Here is a 1015-nt window from a genome sequence, read left to right as displayed (position 1 = left end):
GTGACAAAAGGGGGAGATGTGCCACAGAAATATGTAAAAGGAGATAATGAGTATCAGCGGCGGGCATATGATGCGAAGAGCGTAATATCGGGTATTAATTTTCCGATTTTCCACCCAAACTGCCGGACAACTACAGCAGTATATATCCCCAGCCTGAAGGAGTCCAAGAGAACCCGTATGGCAAGGAATGAAAACGGGAAAAGCGCCAGGGTAAAAGACATGACATATCAGGAATGGTATAAAGGCCATGTTGACCTAAATAAAAACAATGATATAATCAAATTAGAAGAGCGTTACTCAAACATAAAAAATGATGAAAAACGTCTGGTTAAAAGAAAGAATGAGACTGCAATTATATATGGGCCAAACGGGGAAACGCTTTTCATCAAAAATGGAGGGGCCAGATCGGTTTCTTTTACGAGATCAGAGGTGAAGAAAATGAAAGGTGGAATACTTACGCATAATCACCCGGAAAATACCACCTTTTCACCCGCAGATATTTATGTGTTGATGAGATCTCAACTTTCAGAAATCAGGGCGACAACCAAAGGTGGTACATATATTTTAAGACAGCCTCTCGTATGGGATGAAAGGTTTAATACGAAACAAAAAATACTTGCTGAGTATTTTAAACTAGAAAAAGAAATTGAACCTGACATCTATTTAAGGCGCAAGTCTGGGGAGATCACGGTGGAACAATACAATCAGATTTACCAACACGAAATACTGAAAAAACTTTCAGAACAATTTGGATTGGAGTATATCTATGAAGAAAAAGAAGAATGAAAGCCCAAAAGTAGTCTCAATTCTTGAGGTAGATAATATTGACGATTACCCGGAGGATACAATCTTTGTTTTAGACGAAACCGAAGGAATGATTAGACGTCCCGAAGTGTTACAGATGGAGAAGGAAAACAATGATTAGCCCTTACAGGTGTAAACGCTGTGGAAAGTTATTGTTTGAAGCAGACCTGCAGCTGGGAGAAATTATAAAGATATGCCCAAAATGCAAAAA

1 protein-coding gene and 1 pseudogene are annotated in these 1015 nt (G+C 38.8%); both read left to right on the top strand.

The features are described 5' to 3' along the window. Positions 1 to 786 (top strand): annotated as a pseudogene (locus tag H8705_RS13640) (hypothetical protein); the annotation flags it as partial. Then, the gene (locus H8705_RS13635) at positions 767 to 925 is read left to right on the top strand and encodes a hypothetical protein (RefSeq protein WP_262396323.1); all 159 of its coding nucleotides are present in this window, start codon (positions 767 to 769) and stop codon (positions 923 to 925) included. The pseudogene H8705_RS13640 and the gene H8705_RS13635, both read left to right, overlap by 20 nt. The last annotated feature ends 90 nt before the right edge of the window (positions 926 to 1015 follow it).

Source organism: Youxingia wuxianensis (genome assembly GCF_014385085.1).
GTDB lineage: Bacteria > Bacillota > Clostridia > Oscillospirales > Ruminococcaceae > Youxingia > Youxingia wuxianensis.
This window is presented reverse-complemented; position numbering and strand designations above follow the sequence as displayed.